Origin of the sequence: Streptomyces sulfonofaciens, from assembly GCF_014656295.1 — a bacterium.
Lineage (GTDB): Bacteria > Actinomycetota > Actinomycetes > Streptomycetales > Streptomycetaceae > Streptomyces > Streptomyces sulfonofaciens.
This window is the reverse complement of record NZ_BNCD01000006.1, coordinates 178,231-192,273: the sequence shown is the minus strand read 5'-3', so window position 1 is coordinate 192,273 and position 14,043 is coordinate 178,231. Positions and strand designations below refer to the sequence as shown.

General features: G+C 67.4%; 13 protein-coding genes. 5 read left to right on the top strand and 8 right to left on the bottom strand.

Features of this window, described 5'->3' with window-relative positions; translation table 11 throughout:
• Positions 1–184: 184 nt before the first annotated feature.
• Entirely contained in the window at positions 185–1,837 is a 1,653-nt protein-coding gene (locus IE313_RS12550; RefSeq protein WP_189931326.1) for an ATP-binding protein, read from the bottom strand.
• Positions 1,818–2,828, bottom strand: a complete 1,011-nt coding sequence (locus tag IE313_RS12545; RefSeq protein ID WP_189931319.1) for a hypothetical protein — start codon at positions 2,826–2,828, stop codon at positions 1,818–1,820. The genes IE313_RS12550 and IE313_RS12545 overlap by 20 nt, the downstream gene beginning before the upstream one ends.
• A 600-nt stretch (positions 2,829–3,428) precedes the next feature.
• Here IE313_RS12545 and IE313_RS12540 point away from each other — a divergent pair.
• A complete protein-coding gene (locus tag IE313_RS12540) occupies positions 3,429–4,424 on the top strand; it encodes an abortive infection family protein (RefSeq protein ID WP_189931317.1) in 996 nt (331 codons plus the stop codon).
• A gap of 138 nt (positions 4,425–4,562) precedes the next feature.
• On the opposite strand, the gene IE313_RS12535 is transcribed toward IE313_RS12540, so the two are convergent.
• The 3 genes from IE313_RS12535 to IE313_RS12525 form a co-directional block, all read right to left on the bottom strand.
• Positions 4,563–4,985: a hypothetical protein gene (locus IE313_RS12535; RefSeq protein WP_189931315.1), complete on the bottom strand. Its 423-nt coding sequence runs from the start codon at positions 4,983–4,985 to the stop codon at positions 4,563–4,565.
• Positions 4,986–5,110: 125 nt separating this feature from the next.
• On the bottom strand, positions 5,111–5,824 hold the full coding sequence (msrA, locus tag IE313_RS12530) for a peptide-methionine (S)-S-oxide reductase MsrA (RefSeq protein WP_189931313.1): 714 nt from the start codon (positions 5,822–5,824) through the stop codon (positions 5,111–5,113).
• Between the two features lie 300 nt (positions 5,825–6,124).
• On the bottom strand, positions 6,125–7,243 hold the full coding sequence (locus tag IE313_RS12525) for a hypothetical protein (protein WP_189931311.1): 1,119 nt from the start codon (positions 7,241–7,243) through the stop codon (positions 6,125–6,127).
• A 100-nt stretch (positions 7,244–7,343) separates the two neighbouring features.
• On the opposite strand from IE313_RS12525, the gene IE313_RS12520 reads away from it, so the two are divergent.
• A complete protein-coding gene (locus tag IE313_RS12520; protein ID WP_189931309.1) occupies positions 7,344–8,546 on the top strand; it encodes a cystathionine gamma-synthase in 1,203 nt (400 codons plus the stop codon).
• Between the two features lie 220 nt (positions 8,547–8,766).
• Here the strand turns inward: IE313_RS12520 and IE313_RS12515 are convergent, their stop codons facing one another.
• The 3 genes from IE313_RS12515 to IE313_RS12500 all read right to left on the bottom strand — a co-directional run bounded on the left by IE313_RS12515 (position 8,767) and on the right by IE313_RS12500 (position 10,381).
• Positions 8,767–9,018: a hypothetical protein gene (locus IE313_RS12515; RefSeq protein ID WP_189931307.1), complete on the bottom strand. Its 252-nt coding sequence runs from the start codon at positions 9,016–9,018 to the stop codon at positions 8,767–8,769.
• A gap of 22 nt (positions 9,019–9,040) precedes the next feature.
• Positions 9,041–9,670 (bottom strand): sigma factor-like helix-turn-helix DNA-binding protein, encoded by a 630-nt coding sequence (locus IE313_RS35140; protein WP_373316971.1) that lies wholly within the window; start codon positions 9,668–9,670, stop codon positions 9,041–9,043.
• Between the two features lie 201 nt (positions 9,671–9,871).
• Complete coding sequence (locus IE313_RS12500; RefSeq protein ID WP_189931585.1) at positions 9,872–10,381, bottom strand: MarR family winged helix-turn-helix transcriptional regulator; 510 nt, start codon at positions 10,379–10,381, stop codon at positions 9,872–9,874.
• 194 nt (positions 10,382–10,575) lie between these two features.
• On the opposite strand from IE313_RS12500, the gene ilvA reads away from it, so the two are divergent.
• The 3 genes from ilvA (at position 10,576) to IE313_RS12485 (ending at position 13,989) form a co-directional block, all read left to right on the top strand.
• The gene (ilvA, locus tag IE313_RS12495; RefSeq protein ID WP_189931305.1) at positions 10,576–11,805 is read left to right on the top strand and encodes a threonine ammonia-lyase; all 1,230 of its coding nucleotides are present in this window, start codon (positions 10,576–10,578) and stop codon (positions 11,803–11,805) included.
• Between the two features lie 304 nt (positions 11,806–12,109).
• The gene (locus IE313_RS12490) at positions 12,110–13,141 is read left to right on the top strand and encodes an ATP-binding cassette domain-containing protein (protein WP_189931303.1); all 1,032 of its coding nucleotides are present in this window, start codon (positions 12,110–12,112) and stop codon (positions 13,139–13,141) included.
• The gene (locus IE313_RS12485; protein WP_189931295.1) at positions 13,138–13,989 is read left to right on the top strand and encodes an ABC transporter permease; all 852 of its coding nucleotides are present in this window, start codon (positions 13,138–13,140) and stop codon (positions 13,987–13,989) included. Before IE313_RS12490 ends, IE313_RS12485 begins: the two co-directional genes overlap by 4 nt.
• The last annotated feature ends 54 nt before the right edge of the window (positions 13,990–14,043 follow it).

Genomic DNA, 14,043 nt, shown 5'->3' with positions numbered 1-14,043 from the left:
CACCAGCTCCCCTAGTCGCGCGCGATCAACCGGCGCACGTCTACGGGTGACCAACCCGACGTGCACCGGACACTATGCCGACCGTATCGGGAGTGGCAGCAGTGGTCGAGGGGCGCACGGGCCTGGCAAGCCCCTCGCACGACCAGAACGAATTACGGGAACCTATCAGCCACACCTATAAGCATTAACGCTCCCAATCGGCAATGATCGGCTGGAAAAGTACGTCATACCAGGGACGCACCCATTCTTGAAGATAGCGCACATCACTTGAGGAAGGCGCCGGCAACGCATCTTCAAGCCGAACCAAGGATGGCATTACAGCGGCGTCGCCAATCAGCAATGCCTCACCAGACGAAAGCATTGGCAGCGATTGAGTGAGTGGACCCAGCGAATCCGGGATCAAACGCTTCACATAGTTCTGATCTTCGGGATTAGTTAGCCGCATAGCGATGAAGTTACTGCACTGCGAGAAGATCGTTTCGGAAATTTCCGATGGCCTTTGACTGACAATGGCGGCAGTGACGCCGTATTTGCGACCCTCCTTAGCGATCCTCTCAATGGCAGCTCTTGCGGCGTTGTATCTCGCTGGTCCGCCTTTAGGCACATACTTGTGCGCCTCTTCGTACACAACCAGGATCGGCGTATCAGTCCGCATCTCAGGGTGCGTCTTCTTGTAATAATAGGCGTAGTCGAACAGGAGTCGAGAAATAAGGGAAACCGTGACACTAAGAACCTCAAACGGTACGCCGCTAAGGTCGATCACTGTCACGTTGGAAGTAGCACTGGCAGTGTAGCCGGTGAACTGTCGCAGAGTATCCTCAAGAGTCGTTCGCTTGGCGCGCTCACCCATCAGGAAGTCGAGACGGCGATCACGGATGCGATTCTCGAGACGCGTGATGAAGTTGTCGAGTTTTCCATGCAAGGAACCTTGCTTTACCTGTCCAGCCCGCGCCCCCTCTACCATTTCCTCATTCTTGGAGCGCGCAGCCGTCAGGACTTCGTCGATATCAAAAAATACGGGCGAGTCATAGTGGATGTGCTCTCTGATTTTCTCCTCTCCTTCGTAGTGCGCACGCCTACTTTCAGTCACGGCACGTTTCAACACGGCGATTTGATTATGCGACTGTTCTTCCCGGCTCTCGATGAGTAGATCTTGCAACTCTTCGGAGTTCAACATCCAGTAGGGGAGGGTCAACTGCTCAACGTTCAGAAAGCTCGCGTTCGGGAAAGCAGTCTGATACTCGCTGTGAATGTCAAAGATTACGATGTGGGTGTTGTTTAGGCGGTAGTCGCCGTGACGGCTATCGCGCATGCTCGTGGCAGTCTGAATGATTCGAGCCATAGCATGCGATTTGCCGGATCCTGTAGAACCAACGATCGCCAAGTGTCGATTAAAGAATTTGTCTCCATCGACAGGAACGTCTACATGACGCTCATGTGCCAACTGCGCGAAGAGGAACCTCTTCTCCTTGGAAACGGTATCGTAAACCCGTTGCACTTCGCTTCGTTTAGCGACTTCAACCGACTTCGGTGGGATGGCAATGCTTCCGCCGCCCCGTTCGAAATTTCCGTCAGCGTCCAGGAATCCAAGTGGAAGAGCTTCGAGGATGTAAGTACGCTCGTAGCGAGCAGCCCCATCGGAGTCGCCAGGAACCGACTTCAACTCAATTGAGAAGTTTTCGATGATGGCGATGATCGAACAGTCTGCGCTGTCGAAAACTCGCAGATATGCTCCTACCTTGAGAGGTTCACCTTCAGAGAGTTCCTTGATGTTATTGACCGCAATCTTTACGCGGTCCGGGTAAACTCCTACGACCTCAGCGTTTGCCTCTGCCATGCTTTCCCCCAAGAATGACTCGCAAATCAGAAGGAGCCTCAACGACAGCATGGCGGGCTCGTGCCTCTGAGAAAAATTCCGTAGCCGGATTACGGAGATAGAAGTCGTGGACTTCGTGGATCCTTACACATCCAGACAATTCTGCGAGATGTTTAAACTCGACCAGCTTAACACCGTATCCTGGTAGCGGCGGAGAAACAAGACTGTCCGGATTGAAGTCCGCTCCACCGTAGTCAAATCCGTCGTGGAAATATATCCTCTCCTGCCAGAGGGCATGCTTGAGATGCGTTAGGTTTACTTCTCCTCGGAATGCAATGTACGGAGGTGGAGAATCACCCACATGATAACGGTCTCGCAGGCAGGTAACGATTTCAACTAGATCCAAGATGTGGACCCTATCATCACATTCGATGACGAAGAGTCGCTCTCGATTCGGTACGTTGGCGGTGCGGCTTTTATACTGCTCTCTCAGCAACTTCAGGTACTTCTCATGGCCGCATACCTGTGCGTAGCTCGCTTCGAATACAGCGGCCCGCGCATCATGAACGAGGTCTCGCAGGTCGTCAAGTGAGACCTTGCGCTCCCCCGGAGGCCTTCCAAGGATGACATCGCGTAGATGGCCGTGAATTACCGCATGCCAGCACAGAGCCTCGGCCTCATTTCGTGCTCGGAGTACACTTTTCAGATGGTCGAGAACTGAGCGAAACTGCGCGATGAAGTCCGGGGCGAAAATGACCTCAAAGGACTTAATGAACCAGTCCTTCAGCTCGCTGGTGTAGCTGTCGGAGAGGCTGCCCAGGCTAGATTCGAGCTCTTCGCGCGTGAGTCGAATAATCTGACCTGGGGGGCGATCCGGAAAATAGCAATATAGAGCGAACCTTGCCCCCTGATCTGCGGAAAATTGGCGAATCATCTGCCTTACTGCCGGCGCGATCCGAGATGCTGCATAGGATGCGCTTCTATGTTTCACCTGAATGTGAAAGGTTCGCACGGCAATATCCTGGGCGCCTTCAATCTCAACAGCAGCACCGGGATGGGCGAAGATTTGCAGCAGTGACGCGTCAAACTGGAATGCGAATCCTTTGATGGCATGGTACCCGCCATCAGTGACCGACTTTTGAGCAGTCAGTGCAGTACACCCCTCCCCAGCAATGTGGCTCAGTCCGGGGCGAGCGAGAAGCGATGGGCCACCGTGACATGTGTTACCAACTGGCCACTATGGTACGCCGCGTGGTGGATGAGTGACCGTGATCCGGAGAAAAGTAGCCACTTGAGGTATTCGAAAACCTCTTCGAATACCTAGTCTGGCGACGAACCGCAGCGGTCGTGATCTACGGGCTCACGCCCACTTCACCTCGGGGAGAACAGCAAGGTGCCTCCAGGGCTCGGCGGTAGTGTCCGGTAGCGAGGTCGACGACCCCAGTCAGCGATCTAACAACTGGCTCATGTCAGCGTGCGTGACCACTTGACCGGCAAGTGGGTGCTCCATCGCTGGCCCCCACGCGCCGGTGACATCACGGTTGCGATATGAGGTGAGGCAACGATGCGGAGAACGGGCCCCTGCCCCTACGCACTGTGTCGATAATCATGTGTGATCAAAAAACTGCTGACCGAACCCCTACCACGAGCAGAGTGGCTGCGGAAGGAGGGCTGGGCTGCCATCACTGATGCCTACGAACGTCTCGGCCGGGCGGCGGAGACAGATGACCGGCCTTTGATCGTGGGCTGCGCCAAGGAGTTGGTGGAATCTGTCGCACGCGTAGCTCTGTCCGCAGCAGGCCGCCCCAGCGGTGACAACGCAGACTACCAGCAGGTGCTCAACGCGGCGCACAAGGCCGTCGAGCACGCCGTGGGGCCGGAACTGCCAGCTAATCATCCTTTGCGGCAGGTGCCCATGCAAGCGAGGAAGATGGCCGATCAACTTCGTGAGCTCCGCAACCGCTATGGGACCGGGCATGGTCGCGCGGTCGTACACGATATCACCGACGAGGTCGTTGAAACCTGCGTCCATGGAGCGCTCATTTGGACGAGGTGGACTCTCTCCCGGATGCAAACCGTGCTCATGGGCGCGGTCCAGCCTCTTATCGACGATCTCCTTCTCAACGGAGGAATAGCCTTCTATGGAGGCGACCTAACCGACCGCCTCCGCGCCGCCAACATTGCCCAACTCGATGAGCCAGACCAACGCGCCCTTGGCGTGGCCGTCGGCCAGCGCTCCGCCCGGGAGACCTTCAACGTGCGAATCGAGGGCATCGAAGCGTGTGCCGATGATCCGAGCGGGTGGCCACCCGCCTACCGTGAAGGTGCGCTCCAAGGCCTGTTCATCAATCCGGATGGGCAGGTCTTCACCTACCCGACCCGCAGCGCTTCCAGCACGGCCATCCTGCTGCGCGACCACCCGCACCCTGACAAGGCCCTCTGCGAACTTCGGGGTCTCATAGCAGACGCTAGCTGGTCCATTGAGTTCTCCAGCCGCGCGAACGAGACTATCGAAGCGATGGAAGGAGCAACATCGCAGATCCCGAAGCCGGCACAGGAGACATGGGCGGCCATCATTGACGATCTAAAGCAGCATTCCGTTGACTGATCCCCCGTTGCGCCCAAGTCAGGCACACTCACGCTTCGTCACGGCAGCGAATTAGGATGCATGAGCCGCTTTCCGGAGTGGAGAGTTCGTTTTCGAAGGAGAGTGCGCTTGTCTCTCTCGCCCCCGCGCTGGTGCAAATCACTTGATCGATGCACCTGGCACAAGTGCGACGAGGGCTGAGACGAAGCTGCCTATGCCGGCAAGGGTGACGATGGTGGCCTTGCCGTCGGAGAACAGGCCGGAGCAGAAGGCGCGGACCTGCCGGCGGAGGATCAGCATCCGGAGCTTCTGGAAGCGGTGCTGTCGGATGTGGCAACCGAGGAGGAGCCCGCGAGCGTTGTTGCGGCAACCGTCCAGTCCGCCTCTGACGCGTACCTCTGCGCCACATGTGACGGGCGCTTGAAACAGGCACCAGATCAGCAGGGCAGCCGAGAGGGCAACCACCACCGCCGGGCCGGCTGCCCTGTTGATCCACGCCGCGATCAGGAGGGCGCCGGCAAGTACGCCCCACCACTGACCGAGACCGCCCAACGCCTTGCTCTTGGTCCTCGAAGTCGCCATGCCGGGATAAGTCCCGAACCGAACGACGCTTCATGCTCCAAGGGGTCAGCGTGTCCGGAACCCAGTGCTGAAAGGCTCACTTTCGATGACACGCTGTGGTCGGGCGGTCTCCGTACGAGATCGGGCTACTTGGACTCGGGCTCAGGAGCCGGAGCGATCCCCACCGGGCACGCCGCCCCCCAGTTCGTCTCCGAAGGGTCACTTAGGTTGACGCCCGTCCCGCCGAGGCCGCAGTAGCCCAGCGGGTTCTTGTCGAGGTACTGCTGGTGGTACGCCTCCGCCGGGTAGAACGGGCGGCCCTCGGCCGGGAGGATCTCGGTGGTGATGGTGCCGCCGTAGCCGGAGGACGTGAGGACCTCCTGGTAGGCCGTGCGGGACGACTCCGCGGCGGCGGCCTGCTCGGGGGTGTGGGTGTAGATCGCCGAGCGGTACTGGGTGCCCACGTCGTTGCCCTGGCGGAAGCCCTGGGTGGGGTCGTGGGCCTCCCAGAAGGTCTTCAGGAGGGCGGGGTAGGAGATCTTCGCCGGGTCGTAGACCACGCGGACCGCCTCCGTGTGGCCCGTCAGGCCGGAGCAGACCTCCTCGTACGTCGGGTTCTGCGTCTGGCCTCCCTGGTAGCCGACCAGGGTCGTCCACACGCCGTCGGTCATCCAGAAGACGCGCTCGGCACCCCAGAAGCAGCCCAGGCCGAAGTCGGCGGTCTGAAGGCCCTCGGGATAGGGGCCGAGCAGCGGGTTGCCGAGGACGGTGTGGCGCTCGGGGACCTTGAACGACGGCTCCGTGCGACCGCGCAGGGCCTCGCCGGGAGCCGGTAGTACGGGGGTTCGACCGAAGATCATTTCGTCTCCTACGGGAGGGGGCGATCTGTGCAACGTCCCACGGGTGCCATGGATTCCCGGTGCCGGGCGCCGCCGGGCCCGGACCCGGCGCCCCGGCGCCCGGTGACCGGCTGACTCCTGGGGCGCGTGGCCCGAGTGCGCGCCACCCCGCCCACCGGCGGCCCCGGGCCACCGCCGTCTTTTGCGGGTCCCCGGGTTCTCCGGGTTCTACGAGTTCTACGGGTTCTACGGGCCCTCCGCGTCGCCGCGCCCCGGGCCCGACCGCCCGCAGGAGCCGGCGCACGCCCCCGCTTGCGCCCCCTACTGCCGCAACGTGGCCGGGCTCCCGCCGTTCGCCTCGTAGCCCGCGACCGCCAGTGCGCGGTAGACCGCGTACTCGCCCGCGGGGTCGGGCGAGACCGTCCAGGGGAGGGCGCCCACGTGGCCGTCCACGTGGACCAACTGGTGCATGGCCTCGGCCCAGCGCTCGCCGCGGACCAGGAAGAACATCAGCAGGTGGCGGACGTGGGCGAGCATCGGATCGTCCGCGGCGGCGGAGTGCACCGCGTAGAGGGCGCCCTCCACGGCCTTGGTGACGACCTCGCTGCGGTAGAACTCGCGCACGAGGTTGACCTCGGGAAGGTGTTCGTACACCGCGAAGAGCGGGAGGGCCGCGAGCAGGGAGCCGCGGGGGGCCCGGGCCGCGGCGGCCTCCGCGAAGGAGTACGCGAGCGCGCGCGAGCCGTGCCACTTCTCGCACCAGTAGTGCAGGGCAGCCAGATGGGCCCCCATATGGGTGGGCGCGCGGTCCAGGATCTTCAGCCAGAGCTGCTCGAACTCCTCGCGGGGATAGGCGAGTCCGCGCGCGATGGACAGCTCGATGATGTAGGGGATGGGGTCGCCGGGGGCGAGCAGGGCGGCGTTCCCGCAGGCCGCCCTGGCCTCCTCCAGGATGATGCGGTGCTCGTCCGTGCCGGCCGTGGAGGAGCGCCAGGCCTGCTGGACCAGGAACTCGGCGTGCACCGCCGCACCGCCCGGGTCCTTGGGCGACTCGGCGCGCCACACCCGCAGCCACTGCCCGCCGGGGCTCTCGCTGACCCCGCCGGGCCGCTGCTGGAGCTCCAGGGCGGCCGCGCCCGCGAAGGCCTGGACGCGCTGCCAGCGGACCTCGCCCGCCGTCTCCGTGCCCGCGAGCAGTTGGCCCGCGGGGCGCCACTCCTGGGTGCGCTGCACGAGGTCGAGCACGTCCATCAGGTCCTCGTCCGGCCCCGGGACGCGGACGTCCAGCTCCTCCTGGCGTACGAAGCCGTAGTTCGCCGGGTCGGCGGCGTCCGGGTCGCCGGGGTGGGTGAGGCGGATCCCGCCGCCCCTGCGCAGCAGGACGGGGCCGGCCACCGCCCCGAGCAGGACCACCGCCACCAAGACCCAGAGAATCTCCATGCCCCAAGCGAACCAGACGGGTCCGACAATTGGCCAACCTGTCGCACGCCCGGAACGGCAGGCCCCTTGTGCGGGCCCGGGCGGCATTACGCTCAGGCCCATGAGTGACTCGCACCCCAGGACCACCAGGCACACCAGCGACCCGCGCCCCGCCGGCCCGCACGCAGGGCACGGGTTCGAGACCGTGGCGATCCACGCGGGCAACACCCCCGACCCCCTGACCGGCGCCGTCGTGCCGCCGATCCACCAGGTCTCGACGTACAAGCAGGACGGCGTGGGCGGCCTGCGCGGCGGCTACGAGTACAGCCGCAGCGGCAACCCCACCAGGGCCGCCCTGGAGGAGAACCTGGCGGCTCTGGAGGGCGGCCGCCGCGGCCTGGCCTTCGCCTCGGGCCTCGCCGCCGAGGACTGCCTGCTGAGGACACTGCTCAGCCCCGGTGACCACGTCGTGATCCCGGCCGACGCCTACGGGGGCACGTTCCGGCTGTTCGCGAAGGTCGTCACCCGGTGGGGGGTGACCTGGTCGGTGGCCGACAGCAGCGACCCGGCCGCAGTGCGGGCCGCGATCACTCCGCGGACCAAGGTCGTCTGGGTCGAGACGCCGTCGAACCCGCTGCTCGGGATCACCGACATCGCCGCCGTCGCGGCCGTCGCCCACTCCGCGGGCGCCCGGCTCGTCGTCGACAACACCTTCGCCAGCCCCTACCTGCAGCAGCCGCTCTCCCTCGGGGCCGACGCCGTGGTGCACTCCACGACCAAGTACATGGGCGGCCACTCCGACGTGGTCGGCGGCTCCCTCGTCGTCGACGACGACGCTCTCGGCGACGAGCTGGCCTTCCACCAGAACGCGATGGGCGCGATCGCCGGGCCCTTCGACTCCTGGCTGGTGCTGCGCGGCATCAAGACCCTCGCCGTGCGGATGGACCGGCACTGCGAGAACGCCGGCCGGATCGCCGAGATGCTCGGCAGGCACGCGCGCGTGACCCGTGTGCTCTACCCGGGACTCGCGACGCACCCGGGGCACGAGACCGCCGCCAAGCAGATGAAGGCGTTCGGCGGCATGGTGTCCTTCCAGGTGGAGGGCGGCGAGCAGGCGGCTGTGGAGGTCTGCAACCGCGCCCAGGTGTTCACACTGGGGGAGTCGCTGGGCGGTGTCGAGTCGCTGATCGAGCACCCCGGGCGCATGACCCACGCCTCCGCCGCGGGCTCGGCCCTGGAGGTCCCCGCCGACCTGGTGCGCCTGTCCGTGGGCATCGAGTCGGCCGACGACCTGATCGCCGACCTCAAGCAGGCCCTGGGCTAGGCGTCGGCCACCCGCACCCCGGGGCGCCTGGCCGTGCCGGCGTCCCGGGGCGGCCGCTGCCGGGCGCGCCCCAGGGCTGCCGGCCGAGGCCCCGGCGCACAGGGCTGCGGGTCGCGGGGCCCGGCGCACAGGGCTGCCGGTGGCGGGCCGGTGTCCCCGGGCCGTCCCGGGCCTTCGCCGGGCGCCGCAAGGCCGGCCCGCCGCCTGCCGCGGCGCCCCGTCACCAGGTGGTGAAGGACGGTGTCGTGTCCGACGGAGGCCGGTCCCAGGGCCGCGCGGACAGCGCCCATACGGTGCACACCAGCACGACCGCGCAGAGCAGGGCCCACAGCACCCGCCGCACCGCCGCCCTGCGGCGCAGCATCCGGTGGCCCCGTCGCAGGGCCTCGCCGTACAGGTCGGGCGGCACGACGGGCGGCGTGCCCTCCAGGAGCTGTCTGATGGCGGCCTCCCTGCGGTCGTACCTGCTCATGCCGCACCTCCGGGCGTACGGGTCACGACGGCACCACCTTCGGCAGCGACGCGGTGCGGCCGGACGGCGGGTGCAGCAGGGTCGACATCGCCCGGGCGCAGATCGTGTGGACGCGCTCCACGGACAGACCGAGCAGCGCCGCGGTCTGCTCCTCGGCCACACCTTCGTACATCCGCAGGACGAGGACCAGGCGCTCCTGGGGGGTGAGGCGGTGCAGCACGCCCCTGGGACGCCCGGCGCCGGCGCGGTCCGCCGGTGCGTCCGCGCCCGTGCGCAGCGCCTGCGGCAGGAGCGCCTGCCGCAGAGCGGCCCGTAGCTGCCGCACAGCGGCACCGGGCACCTGTCCCGGGCCGGCTCCGCCGGTGGACCACGGGCGGGACGGGGCGCGGTGCCGGCGCCATGCGCCGCGCGCGAAGCGCACCGCGAGCTGCTGGCGGGCGCGCGCGTAGGGGTCCTCGCCGCGCAGACCGTCCCAGGTGGCGTAGGTGTGTGCGAGCGCCGCGGCGAGCAGCCGCCGGGCGCGCGGGTTGTCGTCCGGGTGCTCGGCGGTGAGCAGGGTGGCGGCATGCAGCAGCCGCCCGGCGGCGCCCGCGACGAACGACTCGAACTCCCGGGCCCGGCGGGCGTCTTTCGACACATGCCGTTGGTGCACCGCGCCTCCCGTCCGACGTACGGCCCGGGCGGGCCGTACGGCACGGAAACAGCGATCTCAGCGAAATCGGATTCTCGATCTCATATCAGGCCACGCGCGCGCCCAGGTCAAGTGTTCGGCGGCAGGCGGGCGGCGCGGCGTGCCGCCCGGCCGCCGCGGCGGTACCGGCGCACACCCGGCGGCCGCGCTCCGCGAAGAGGGTCAGGAGGTGGCCGGGTCCTCGGCGGGCGCGGTGCCCTGCACGGCCGCCTGGCGGGCCGACAGGGCGGTGTTGAAGCGGGTGAGCAGGGCGCAGAACTGCCTGCGCTCGTCCGGCTCCCAGTCCCCGGTGAGCTGCGCCATCAGCTCGCGGCGCGAGGAGCGCACCTCGTCGAGCCGGGCGTGCCCGCGGGGCGACAGCTCCAGGACGACCGCGCGGCCGTCCTCGGGGTGCGAGGTGCGCTTGACCAGGCCGGTGTCGACCAGCGGCGCGACCTGCCGGGTGACCGTCGAGGAGTCGATGCCCATGCTCGCCGCGAGCGCCTTGACGCCCATCGGGCCCTCGTTGTCGAGCCGGTTGAGCAGCAGGTAGGCGGCGCGGTCCATGGAGTTGCGGACCTGTCCGACCCCGCCGAGGCGGGTCTGTTCCGCGCGGCGCGCGAAGACCGCCACCTGGTGCTGGAGGGAGTCGAGAAGGCCGGTGTCGCCGGCGGTCGTCATGTCCATCGACATTTCCGGTGTTGTGGGCATGGCCGGGGGCTCACTTCATGGGGGACGTATGGGTGCAGGACAGGTTACGCGGCCGTGGTACGCCTCGTACCCGTGCCGCGCAAACATGCGGACACTCTGCGTACGGACCGCACCCGGGTGCGCCATGAAGCCGTGCCGCCGAAGTCGGCGCGCGGCGAGCTGTAAGACTTGCCGCCATGAGCTATAGCACAGCTGACTCCGTACGGACGGTGACCCTCGACGACGTGCGTGGCGCCCAGAAGATGCTCGCGGGCGTGGCACGAGTCACCGCGATGGAAGGCAGCAGGCACCTGTCCCGCCTGGTCGGCGCCCCCGTCCACTTCAAGTGCGAGAACCTGCAGCGCACGGGCTCCTTCAAGGTCCGCGGCGCCTATGTGCGGATCGCCGGGCTGCTGCCCGAGCAGCGGGCCGCGGGCGTGGTCGCGGCGAGCGCGGGCAACCACGCGCAGGGTGTGGCGCACGCGTCGTCCCTCCTGGGCGTGCACTCCACGGTCTTCATGCCGGTGGGGGCGCCGCTGCCGAAGGTGGCCGCCACCCGCGAGTACGGCGCGGAGGTGCGGCTGCACGGCCAGGTGGTCGACGAGACGCTGGCCGCGGCCCAGGAGTACGCGGCGCAGACGGGCGCCGTGTTCATCCACCCCTTCGACCACCCGGACGTCGTCGCGGGGCAGGGCACGGTGGGCCTGGAGATCCTGGAGCAGTGCCCCGAGGTGCGCACGATCGTGGTGGGGATCGGCGGCGGCGGGCTCGCGGCGGGCATCGCGGTCGCCGTGAAGACGCTGCGGCCCGACGTCCGGCTCATCGGGGTGCAGGCGGCGGGTGCGGCGGCCTATCCGCCGTCGCTGTCGGCGGGCCGCCCGGTGTCGATCGAGGCGCAGACGACGATGGCGGACGGGATCAAGGTGGGGCGGCCGGGTGACGTGCCCTTCCGGATCATCGAGGACCTCGTCGACGAGGTGCGCACCGTCACGGAGGACGAGCTGTCGCGGGCGCTGCTGCACTGTCTGGAGCGGGCCAAGCTGGTCGTCGAGCCGGCGGGTGCGAGCCCGGTCGCCGCGCTGCTGAGCGATCCGGAGACCTTCGAGGGGCCGGTCGTCGCGCTGCTCTCCGGCGGCAACGTCGATCCCCTGCTGCTCCAGGGGATCCTGCGGCACGGCATGTCGGCGGCGGGCCGCTACCTCGCGGTACGGCTGCGGCTGACGGACCGCCCCGGCGCCCTGGCCACGCTTCTGGGCGTGTTGTCAGTGGTGGATGCGAACGTGTTGGACGTGAGTCACGTACGGACCGATCCACGGCTCGGGCTCACGGAGGCGGAGGTCGAGCTGCACCTGGAGACGAAGGGTCCTGAGCACTGCGCCGAGGTGCGCGGGGCGCTGCGGGAGGCGGGCTACACGATCATGACGTGACGGCGGGCCGCTCGGACGGCACTGCTTCGGCGGCACCGCTCCGGCGGGCTGTTCCGGTGCGGGCTGTTCCCCGGGACGGCTCGAAGGCGCCGGAAGGAGGCCGGCACGGGACCGGCGGGTGCCGGTGGATCGCGAAATCCGTTGAGGAACGCGATGTATCGCGTTATGGTGTGTTCCTCGCCATCCGCGGGCCCTCCCGGCCCCTTCCCCTCCCCGTCCCGCCGCGCCGTACGCGCGGCACGGGGAGCCGAGCCCGTCCGTTGGAAGTCGTCCGCCGGACGACCCGAACTCTTGGAGAAACCCCATGCCAGGCGCCATCTACGCCGAAGGTCTCGTGAAGACCTTCGGCGACGTAAGGGCTCTGGACGGCGTCGATCTCGATGTCCCCGAAGGAACCGTCCTCGGCCTGCTCGGGCCGAACGGGGCGGGCAAGACCACGGCCGTGCGCTGTCTGACCACCCTGCTGCGCCCGGACAGCGGCAAGGCGGTGGTGGCGGGCATCGACGTCCTCAGACATCCGAACGAGGTGCGGCGCTCCATCGGCCTGTCCGGTCAGTTCGCCGCCGTCGACGAGTACCTGACGGGCCGCGAGAACCTGCAGATGGTCGGCCAGCTCTACCAGATGCGCGCGAAGGCCGCGAAGGTGCGGGCGGGCGAGCTGCTGGAGCGGTTCAACCTGGCGGAAGCGGCCGACCGCCCCGCCAAGACGTACTCCGGCGGTATGCGCCGCCGCCTGGACCTGGCGGCCGCGCTCGTGGTCTCCCCGCCGGTGATGTTCATGGACGAGCCCACCACCGGCCTCGACCCGCGCAACCGCCAGGCGCTCTGGGAGGTCATACAGGAGCTGGTCTCCGGCGGCACCACCCTGCTGCTGACCACCCAGTACCTGGAGGAGGCCGACCGCCTGGCGCACGACATCTGCGTCGTCGACCACGGCCGCGTCATCGCCCGCGGCACCTCCGACCAGCTCAAGGCCCGGACCGGCGGCGAGCGCGTCGAGGTCGTGGTGCACGACCGCGAGCACATCACCACCGCGGCGGGGCTGCTGGAGGGCTTCGGCAAGGGCGCCGCCGCGGTCGAGGAGCACACCCGCAAGCTCACCGTCCCCGTCGCCGGCGGTGCCAAGCTCCTCGCCGAGATCATCCGCGAGCTCGACGCCCGCGGCATCGAGATCGACGACATCGGCCTGCGCCGCCCCACCCTCGACGACGTCTTCATCTCCCTGACCGGCCACGCCGCCGAGGAGGCCGCTCGGAACACGGAGGACGAGGGCGCGGCGCCGGGCCGCGGCAAGGGAAGCCAGGGCAGGAAGAGCAAGAAGGAGACCGTGAAGTGACCGCCGTGACCGAGACCCCGCGGACCGGGGCACCCATAGGCGACGGCGGTATCGGGCAGTCCGTCCGGGACTCCCTGGTGGTCGCCCGGCGCAATCTGATCCGTATGACCCGCATTCCGGAGGTGGTCATCTTCGGCCTCATCCAGCCGATCATGTTCGTGGTGCTGTTCAGTTATGTGTTCGGCGGCTCCATGAGCATCGGCGGCTCCACCAACGCCGGGGTCTACCGCGAGTTCCTGATGTCCGGGATCTTCGCGCAGACCGTGACGTTCGCCACGGCAGGCGCGGGCGCCGGTATAGCGGACGACATGCACAAGGGCCTCATCGACCGGTTCCGCTCGCTGCCCATGGCACGCGGTGCGGTGCTCACCGGCCGCACCCTCGCGGATCTCGTCCAGACCGCACTGACCCTGCTGGTGCTGGCCGTGGTGGCCCTGCTGGTCGGCTGGCGCACCCACACCAACATCGGCGAGGTGCTGGGCGCCTTCGGCCTGCTGCTCCTTCTGGGCTACGCCTTCACCTGGATCGGTGCGCTGATCGGCCTGTCGGTGCGCACTCCGGAGGCGGCGACCTCCGGCGGCCTGGTCTGGCTCTTCCCGGTCACGTTCGTCTCCAACGCCTTCGTGCCGACGGACAACATGACCCCCTGGCTGCGCCACATCGCGGAGTGGAACCCGTTCAGCGCCATCGTCCAGGCCGCCCGGCAGCTCTTCGGCAATCCGGGAGTGGCCGACTCCTCGGCCTGGCCGATGCAGCACCCCGTGTGGGCGTCGCTGATCTGGTCGGTGCTGATCATCGCGGTCTTCCGCACCCTGGCCGTGCGCAAGTACCGCAACGCGACGGCGTGAGCGCACCCGGCTCGCGACCATGACGAAACCCCCGGGCCGCGGCCGGGTGCACCG